Here is a 9,531-nt window from a genome sequence, read left to right on the forward strand (position 1 = left end):
ACCGCCTCGAACTCGCCGGTCTCGACGCGGTGCCCGCGCAGCTTGATCTGCCCGTCGGCGCGGCCGAGGTACTCCAGCCGCCCGCCGGGCAGCAGCCGGCACCGGTCGCCGGTGCGGTACATGCGGGAGCCGTCGGCGGCGGAGACGTCGGCCACGAACCGTTCGGCGGTCAGGGCGGGGCGGCGGCGGTACCCGCGGCCCACCCGGACCCCGGCCAGGTACAGTTCGCCGGTCCCGCCCTCGGCCACCGGCCGGAGCCCGGCGTCGAGCAGCCGGGCCGAGAGGCCCGGCAGCACGGTTCCCAACTGCGGCCGTTCGGCGGCGGCGATCCACGCCGCGGTGGCGTCCACCGTGCACTCGGTCGGCCCGTAGAGGTTCACGGCCCGCAGGACGCCCGCCTCGGCCAGGGCCGCGAGCCTCCCCCACAGCGCGGGGCCGATCGCCTCGCCGCCGACGAGCAGGGTGAGCGGCGGGGCGCCGGGGCGGTGCCGCGCGGCCAGCGGCTCCAGCAGGTGCTCTGCGTGGGAGGGCGTGATGTCGAGGTCGGTGAGGCCGGTCTCGGCGACCAGGGCGGCGAGCAGCTCGGGATCCGTCCGGGTCTCCTCGTCGATCATGACGATGGTGTCGCCGCGGCACAGCCGCACCCACTGCTGGACGGAGGCGTCGAAGGACGGCGAGGCGTTCCACCCGACCCGCCCGCCGTCGGTGGCCGCGATCCCGGCGGACTCCAGCTCGGCCAGGAGCACGGACGCCGCCCGCCGGGTGATCTCCACGCCCTTCGGCCGCCCGGTCGAGCCGGACGTGTAGATGACGTAGGCGAGGTCGTCCGGCCGAACCTCCTCTGGCCGGAAGGCGAGACCGCACGGCCCGGCGGTGCCGATGAGCTCGGCGGCGGACAGGCACGGCAGGTCCGTGCCGGGGACCGGTTCGCCGATCACCAGGTCGGCTCCGGCGTCCGTGACGAGGTGGCGCTTGCGGTCGTCGGGGAGTCGCGGGTCGACCGGCAGGTAGGCGGCCCCCGCCGTGAGCGTCGCGACCAGGCACAGCAGCAGGTCGGCGCCGCGCGGCAGGTGCAGCGCGACGACCCGCTCCGGCCCGGCGCCGTGCTCGGCGAGCAGCCGCGCCGTCCGGGCGGCCTGGCCGCGCAGCGCGCCGAACGTCAGGGAACGGTCGCCGTCGAGCACGGCGACGCGGCCGGCGGGGACGTCGCCCAGGCGGTCCAGCAGGTCCCGGGAGGACTTCTGATCATCGATGGCTGTCGTTTCCATGGTCGCGGGTCACTCCTCGTGGGCTGTGGGGGACGGCGGGGTCAGCGGCCGGCAGTCGGCGAGCGGCGTGGGGTCGCCCATGGCGACGAGGATCTTCCGGTCGCCGCGGTAGGCGTCGCGGCCGTGGGCGCACAGGACGTTGTCGACGAGCAGCAGGTCGCCGCACCGCCACCGCTCCCGGACGGTGACCTCCTCGTAGATCCGGTCGAGTGTCGCGACCTCCTCCGCGGTGAGGGGCGAGCCGTCGCCGACGAAGGTGTCGAACGGCAGCCCGTCCTCTCCGTAGGTGTCGAGCAGCACGTCGCGGACGTCCGGGTCGAGGGTCCAGCGGTTCCAGAACGTGAAGTGGTTGAACCAGGCACGCTCCCCGGTGACCGGGTGGGTCACGACGGCGGAGCGGCGCTGGCGGGTCCGCAGCTCGCCGGACGCGGGCCACTCGTGGCCGATGACGTTCTCGCGGCAGTACGCCTCGACGGCGCCGGGGTCGTCGGTGGAGAAGCTGGTCCGCCACGGCAGCCCGGCGAGGTCGGAGTAGTTGCGGACGAGCAGCCAGCCGTGCGCGGCGAACCGGTCGAGCAGCGCGGGCGGGACGCGGCGCAGCGCCTCCCGCATGTCGCCGACGGTGGTCGCGCCGCCCTCCTCCGGGGCGACGACGCAGCCGAACAGCAGCGTGCCGGGGAACTCCAGGGTGTAGCTGTTCTCGTTGTGCAGCCGGATCCGCTGGGCGGCGGGCAGGTCGGTGGAGGAGAAGACCCCGGAGCCGTAGTCGGTGCGCGGGGTGGCCTTCTCCTTGTATCCGGCGGGCTGCTCGATCAGTGCGTCGCGGGCCCTGGCGAAGCCTTCGGCGTCGGCGACGGGCAGGCCGCGCACCAGCACCGAGCCGGAGCGCAGCAGTTCGGCGCGGAGCGCGGCGCGGTGGTCGTCCAGCCATGCGACGGCCGGGTCGAGCGCGGGGAAGTAAGGGGCGTGGACGATCGGGGGGCTGCCCGCGCGGCGGTGGACCGCCAGGTCCGGGACGAGCGGGGTGAACGGGTCGAGCGGGGCGACTGCGGGGGGCATGCGGGGCCTCCGGGTTCGGTGCGGATGCGGGCGGGGCGGTCAGGCGGACCGGGCGTCGACGACCCCGGTGACCACCGACAGGAACTCCTCGAGCCGGCTCTGGAAGTAGAAGTGGCCGCCGGGCAGCACGGTCATCGCGGCGTCCCGGTCCGTCAGGTCGGACCAGGCGGCGAGGGCCTCGACCGGCACGATCGGGTCCTCCGCCCCGCCGACGACGGTGACCGGGCAGCCGAGCGCGGGCAGCGGTCCGGTGAACCGGTAGGCGTCGTCGATCGCGAAGTCCGCGCGGATCGACGGCAGCACGATCTCCCGCAGTTCGGGTTCTTCGAGGACGGCGTCGTCGGTGCCGCCGCGGGACTTGATCGCCGCCACCAGCGCGTCGTCGGTGAGCCGCTCGGGCTCGACCCTGCTGGGGTTGGCCAAGAACGGGGCGCGGCAGGCCGAGGCGATGAGGGCGCGCGGCGGCCGGCCCCGCGCGGTGAGCGCCCGCGCCACCTCGAACGCCACCAGGGAGCCCATGCTGTGGCCGAGGACGACGAGGTCGCCTGTGTCCTCGGGCAGGCACTCGGCGATCGGGGCGGCCAGGTCGTCGATGCCGAGCGGCAGCGGCTCGCTGAACCGCGCGCCGCGGCCCGGGTACTGGCCGACGAGCAGCCGGACGTCGGCGGGGAGCAGGCCGCGCCATCCGGCGTAGCCGTGCGCGTTGCCGCCCGCGTGCGGGAGCACGAGCAGGGACGTGCGGGTCCGGGCCTCGCCGGGCAGCCGCCACACGACGTCGTCGGCGGCAGCGGCGGCGGCGAGCGGGGCCGGGCCTGGGAGATGCTGGACGGAACTCATGGGAGTCGCTCCATTCGTGATCTACAGAAGGGTTCCGGAGGTGGTCCTGCGGCGCAGCGCGGGGCGGATCCTGCGCGCCGGCGCGGGGTCGTCCGCGGGCGGGAGGATCTGGGCGAGGGCCGCCACGGTGGGCGCCTGGAAGATGTCGCGGATGGTGAGCTCCGCGCCGGTGGCGGTGCGGATCCGGGCGGTCAGCCGAGCGGCGAGCAGGGAGTGGCCGCCGAGGTCGAAGAAGTCGTCGTCGATGCTCGTGCTCGTGACGCCGAGGGCTTCGGCGAACAGCGCGCACAGGGTCCGTTCCCGGTCGTCTCGGGGAGCGCGTCCGCCGGGGGCCGCGGCCCGCTCCGGGACGGGCAGGGCGCGGCGGTCGAGTTTGCCGTTGGGGGTGAGCGGGAGCCGGGGCAGCACCACCACCGCCGAGGGGACCAGGTGTTCGGGGACGGACCGGCGGGTGAGGTCGCGGACGTCCCGGCCGTCGAAGTCCGCGTCCCCGTCGGGCACCACATAGCCGATGAGGCGCAGCGACGCCCCGTCGGATACGGCGGTCACGGCCGCCTGGGCGACGCGGGGGTGGGCGAGCAGGGCGCGTTCGACCTCGGCGGGCTCCACCCGGAAACCGCGGACCTTCACCTGATCGTCGCCCCGCCCGGTGAACTCCAGTATCCCGTCCGCCCGCCAGCGGGCCAGATCGCCCGTCCGGTAGAGCCGGGAGCCGTCTTCCGAGAACGGGTCGGCCACGAACCGGCCCGCCGAGAGACCGGCGGCGCCGAGGTAGCCGTGGGCGAGGCCGACGCCGCCGAGGTACACCTCGCCGACCGCCCCCACCGGCACCGGACGCAACCGGCGGTCCAGCAGGTAGACCCGTTTGTTGCCGATCGGCCGCCCGACCGGGACGGCGCCCGCGCCGAGGTCCGCCGGCACCTCGAACACCGTCGAGAACCCCATCGACTCGGCCGGGCCGTAGGCGTTGGCGACCGCCACTCCGCTCCCCCGGCCCAGCACTCGCGCCACATGGGCTCCGGAGGCCACCTCGCCCCCGGTGAAGACGATCTCGACGTGGTCGAAGGCCTCCGGGTATTCGTCCGCCATCACGTTGAACAGCCCAGACGACAACTGGAGCATCGTCACACCGTGCTCAGCCGTCAACGACGCGATCAGACCCGGCTCAGGACGCTGCCCCGGCTGCAACACACAACGCCCCCCGAACAACAGGGCACCCCAGAACTCCAGGGAGAACCCGTCCCATGAGACCGGAGAACACTGCAGGAACACCGCATCCGGACCGAACGGCGCATACACCTGACCCGCCAACGACCCCACCAGCGCCCGATGCGGAGCCACCACGCCCTTCGGCCGCCCGGTGGAACCAGATGTGAACATCACGCATGCCACATCACCCGGATCGACGGCGACGTCCAGGTCGTCCGCGGCGAACCGTGCGACGCCGGGATCGTCGACGAGGACCGCCGGGCCCGCCAGCCGCGCCGCCAGCGACGCGCGGGTCACCACGGCGGCGGTCCGGGCCTCCGCGGCGACCAGCTCCAGGCGCGTGTCGGGGAAGTCGGGGTCGAGCACCACGTAGCTGGCACCGGTCTTCACCACAGCCAGCAACGCCACCGCGAAATCGATCCCCCGCTCCAGCAGCACTCCCGCCAGCCCGCCACGCCCCACCCCCCGGGCGACCAGATGCCGAGCCAACCGGTTCGCCCGCCCGTTCAGCTCGCCGTACGTCAACCGCTCCGCCCCGCACACGAGCGCCACGGCGTCACGGTGCTCCCTGGCGCGGGTCTCCAGCAGCTCCGGCAGGGTCGCCTCGGCGGCGGACCCGTCGCCCGTGGCGTTCCATTCCTCCACCATCCGCGTCCGGCCCTCGGCGCCGAGCACGTCGACCTCGCCGACGGTCAGATCCGGGTCCGCCGTCACCTGCCCGAGGACCCGCAGGAAGGTCGCGACCAGGCGTTCGACCGTCGCGCGGTCGAAGATGTCGGTGCGGTAGAGGACCGCGCCGCCCACTCCTTCGGCGTCCTCGGAGAGGAGGAACTCCAGGTCGAACTTGGCGGTGCCGCTGTGCGCCACCGTCCCCGGGCCGGCCTGCGCGCCCGGCAGGTCGGGCGCGACGCCCGCCGCCCGCTCCAGGCCGAGGCAGACCTGGAACAGCGGGTGCCGCGACAGCGACCGCACCGGGTTCAGCGCCTCGATCACCAGGTCGAACGGGAGCTCCTGGTGCGCGAAGGCGTCGAGGTCGGCGGCGCGGACCCTGGCGAGCAGTTCGCGGAAGGCCGGGTCCCCGGACGTGTCGGTGCGCAGCACCAGCGTGTTGACGAAGAACCCGACCAGCCCGGCGAGGCCGTCGGCGGAGCGGCCCGCCACCGGAGACCCGATCGGGACGTCCTCGCCCGCCCCCATCCGGGTGAGGGTGAGGGCGAGCGCGGCCTGCAGCACCATGAACGGCGTGGCGCGCTCGGCCCCGGCCAGTTCCATGACGCGGCGGCCGAGGTCCGCGCCTAGCGCGACGGGGACCGCGCCGCCCTCCGTCCCGGCGACGAGCGGGCGCGGCCGGTCCAGGGCCAGGCCCAGCTCTTCGGGAAGCCCGGCGAGGGTCTCGCGCCAGTAGGCGAGTTCCCGGCCGGCCGTGCTCTCGGGGTCCGCGGGGTCGCCGAGCGCCGCCCGCTGCCAGAGCGCGTAGTCGGCGTACTGGACGGGCAGCGGCGGCAGGTCGGGGGCCCGTCCCTCGCGCCGCGCGGTGTAGGCGGCGGCGAGATCGCCGAACAGCGGCTGGAGCGACTCGCCGTCGGTGGCGATGTGGTGCAGCAGGACGAGCAGCAGGTACGCGCCGTCGCCGAGGTCGAACAGGGTGACCCGGAGCGGCGGCTCGGCCGCCAGGTCGAACGGCCTGCCCGCCGCGGCGGAAAGAGCGGCGTCCAGGTCCGGGGCGGCGATCCGCACATGCTCGAACGCGATCCCCGGTTCGTCGAGGATCCGCTGGTACGGCTCGCCCTCGTCGGCCTCGACGACCGTGCGGAGCGGCTCGTGCCTGACGGCCAGGTCGCAGAAGGCCGCGCGCAGCGCAGCGACGTCCAGTTCGCCGTCCAGCCGGACGGTGAGCGGGACGTTGTAGGTGGCGAATGCGCCCTCCATCCGGGCGACCAGCCACAGACGGCGCTGCGCGTACGACAGCGGCAGCCGTTCCGGACGTGCGACTGCCGTCAGCGGGGGCGGCGCGGACCCCGCGGTCTCGCGGAGCCCGTCGGCCAGCGCGGCCACGGTGGGGCGCTGGAAGACGTCCCGGATCGTCAGTTCGGCGCCCAGCGCGGTACGTGCCCGGGCGGCCAGCCTCGCGGCGAGCAGGGAGTGGCCGCCGAGGTCGAAGAAGTCGTCGTCGACGCTCACCTCGGGCACGCCGAGCACCTCGGCGAACAGGCCGCAGAGGATCTCGTCGCGGGCGTCGCGCGGCGGCCGTCCGCCGGGGGCGGCGGCCGTCTCCGGCAGGGGCAGGGCGCGGCGGTCGAGTTTGCCGTTGGGGGTGAGCGGGAGTCGGGGCAGCACCACCACCGCCGAGGGAACCAGGTGTTCGGGCAGCCGGCCGCGCAGCCGGTGCCTCAGCTCGCGCCCGTCGGGGGCGGCGTCTCCGGCCGGCACCGCGTAGCCGACGAGGCGGAGCGAGCCGCCGTCGGGGGCGGCGATCACGGCGGCCTGTGCGACGTCGTCGAGGTCCAGCAGGGCGCGTTCGATCTCGGCGGGCTCCACCCGGAAACCGCGGACCTTCACCTGATCGTCGCCTCGCCCGGTGAACTCCAGCGTCCCGTCCGCCCGCCAGCGGGCCAGATCGCCCGTCCGGTAGAGCCGGGAACCGTCTTCCGAGAACGGGTCGGCCACGAACCGGCCGGCGGAGAGCCCTGCCGCCTCCAGATAGCCATGGGCCAGGCCGACGCCGCCCAGATACACCTCGCCGACCGCTCCCACCGGCACCGGACGCAACCGGCGGTCCAGCAGGTAGACCCGTTTGTTGACGATCGGCCGCCCGATGGAGATCTCGCCTCCGCCGAACCCTTCCGGCACCTCGAACACCGTCGAGAAACCCATCGACTCCGCCGGGCCGTAGGCGTTGGCGACCACCACGCCGCTCCCCCGGCCCAGCACCCGCGCCACATGGGCCCCGGATGACACCTCGCCCCCGGTGAAGACCGTCTTCACGCGGTCGAAGACAGCCGGATACTCATCGGCCATCACGTTGAACAGCCCCGATGACAGCTGGAGCATCGTCACACCGTGCTCAGCCGTCAACGACGCGATCAGACCCGGCTCCGGACGCTGCCCCGGCTGCAACACACAACGCCCCCCGAACAACAGGGCACCCCAGAACTCCAGGGAGAACCCGTCCCATGACACCGGAGAACACTGCAGGAACACCGCGTCCGGACCGAACGGCGCATACGCCTGTCCGACCAATGACCCCACCAGCGCCCGATGCGGAGCCATCACCCCTTTGGGGCGGCCCGTCGAGCCGGACGTGAACATCACGCACGCCACGTCACCCGGATCGACGGCGACGCCCAGGTCGTTCGGCGGCTGCTCCGCGAGCACCGCCTCGTCCACGCACACCAGCGGCCGGACGTGCGGGATCCGGTCGGAGAGCGCGGACCGCGAGACGACGGCCGAGACCGCCGCGCCCTCCGCCACCGCGGCAAGCCGCGCGTCCGGGAAGTCGGGGTCGAGCACCACGTAGCCGGCACCGGTCTTCACCACCGCCAGCAACGCCACCGCGAAGTCCACGCCCCGCTCCAGCAGCACCCCCACCAGCCCGCCACGCCCCACCCCCCGGGCGACCAGATGCCGAGCCAACCGGTTCGCCCGCGCGTTCAACCGCGCGTACGACACGCGTTCCGAGCCGCACACGAGCGCCACGGCACCGCCGTGCTCCCTGACCCTGGCCTCGAACAGCTCCGGCAGGGCCGCTTCGGCCGAGGCCGAGTCGCCGGTGGCGTTCCATTCCCGCACCACCCGCACCCGTTCCTCCGGGGTCAGCGGGTCCAGTTCGCCCACCGGGGCGTCCGGCCGCGCGGCGAGCGCGGCGACCACCCGGGTGAAGGCGCGCCCGTAGGCGGCGAGGTCCGCCCCGTAGGCGGTGTCGAGGGTGACGTCGACCCGCAGCCCGCCCGCCTCGCCCCGGCTCACGGTGAGGGAGAGGTCGTCGGCGGTTCCCCCCGTCGACATCAGGTGGCTGGTGCCGGTCGCCTCGCCGAACGGGTACTCCTCGGCGTCGGTGAGGATGTTGACCACCGGCCCGAACTGCCGGACCCCCCGTTCCCACCAGCCGAGGTCGCGCAGCAGGTCCTCCGTGCGGTAGCGCTGGTGCCACTGCGCCTTCGCGCCGAGTTCCGCGACCCTGGCGGCCAGGCGCACGGCCGGCTCCGCGGGGTCGACCGCGCAGCGCAGCGGCAGGATGTTCGCGGTCATGCCCGCGGCGTTGCGGATGAGCCGGCCGGGCACCGCGAGGCTGAGCAGCACGTCGGCCTCCCCGGTCCACAGGTGCCGGTGCAGGACCGCGGCGCAGAGCAGCGCCTGCTGCCAGCCCACGCCCGCGCGTTCGGCGAACCCGCGCAGCGCCGCGAACCCGGCGGCGTCGAGCTGGAGGACCTCCCGGGCGATCCGCCGTTCGGGGACCCCGCCGGGGAACGGGGGCATGGCCGCGCCGTCGAGGTGGGCACTCCAGTAGGCGGCGTCCCTGCGCCGGGCCGGCGTGTCCGTGTTCGCATAGTCGTCCCCGGCGTCCAGGAGGCGCGTGAACGATCCGAGCGGGTGGGCGGGCGCGCGGTCCTCCAGCAGCGCCCGGTAGTGCTCGGAGACCCGGCGGCACAGCAGCGTGATGGTGTGGCCGTCGCGGACGAGATGGTGGGCCCGGGTGTACCAGCGGTGGTGCCCGGGGCCGAGCCGGAAGACGAGATCGTGGTGCAGCGGGCCGTTCTCGAGGTCGGTGACGGTCTCCATGTCCGCCCGCATGGCGGCGAGCGCGGCCGCCGCCGGGTCGGGCTCCGCGCCGGCGTCCACCAGGTCCGGGACGGTCGCCGGCACCGGCCCGAAGGTCTGCACGGGCGCCCCGTCGACCTCCGTGAACCGCAGGCCGAGGGAGTCGTCCTCGGCGGAGGCCCGGGCGATCGCGGTCCGGAGCAGCTCCGCGTCCAGCGGTCCCCGGATGTCCACGAACCCGCCCAGGTTGAAGACGGGGGTGTCCGGGTGGAGACGCTGGGCGTACCAGACGCCCGACTGCGCGGAGTTCAGCGGTCTTCCCGCGGCGGCAGGCGCGGACATGGGGGCTCCTTCACAGAAGGTCGGGACGGGCACGGCGGTGGTGGAAGGGGAGGGTGCG

3 protein-coding genes and 1 pseudogene are annotated in these 9,531 nt (G+C 74.6%); all 4 read right to left on the reverse strand.

Features of this window, described 5'->3' with window-relative positions; genetic code table 11:
• Nucleotides 1-1,268, reverse strand: a pseudogene (locus tag ABD327_RS31450) (amino acid adenylation domain-containing protein); the annotation flags it as partial.
• A 9-nt stretch (nt 1,269-1,277) separates the two neighbouring features.
• Complete coding sequence (locus tag ABD327_RS31455; protein ID WP_344456001.1) at nt 1,278-2,327, reverse strand: TauD/TfdA family dioxygenase; 1,050 nt, start codon at nt 2,325-2,327, stop codon at nt 1,278-1,280.
• A 39-nt stretch (nt 2,328-2,366) separates the two neighbouring features.
• Nucleotides 2,367-3,164 carry a thioesterase II family protein gene (locus ABD327_RS31460; protein ID WP_344456003.1) on the reverse strand — a complete coding sequence of 266 codons (798 nt, stop codon included), beginning with the start codon at nt 3,162-3,164 and terminating at the stop codon, nt 2,367-2,369.
• Between the two features lie 21 nt (nt 3,165-3,185).
• A complete protein-coding gene (locus tag ABD327_RS31465; protein ID WP_344456005.1) occupies nt 3,186-9,473 on the reverse strand; it encodes an amino acid adenylation domain-containing protein in 6,288 nt (2,095 codons plus the stop codon).
• Nucleotides 9,474-9,531 lie beyond the last annotated feature (58 nt).

This window comes from Actinocorallia aurantiaca, from assembly GCF_039533685.1.
Taxonomy (GTDB): domain Bacteria; phylum Actinomycetota; class Actinomycetes; order Streptosporangiales; family Streptosporangiaceae; genus Actinocorallia; species Actinocorallia aurantiaca.

Coding starts and splice junctions, on each gene's coding strand:
- ABD327_RS31465 (WP_344456005.1), bottom strand. CDS start 9,473: ATGTCCGCGCCTGCCGCCGCGGGAAGACCGCTGAACTCCGCGCAGTCG.
- ABD327_RS31455 (WP_344456001.1), bottom strand. CDS start 2,327: ATGCCCCCCGCAGTCGCCCCGCTCGACCCGTTCACCCCGCTCGTCCCG.
- ABD327_RS31460 (WP_344456003.1), bottom strand. CDS start 3,164: ATGAGTTCCGTCCAGCATCTCCCAGGCCCGGCCCCGCTCGCCGCCGCC.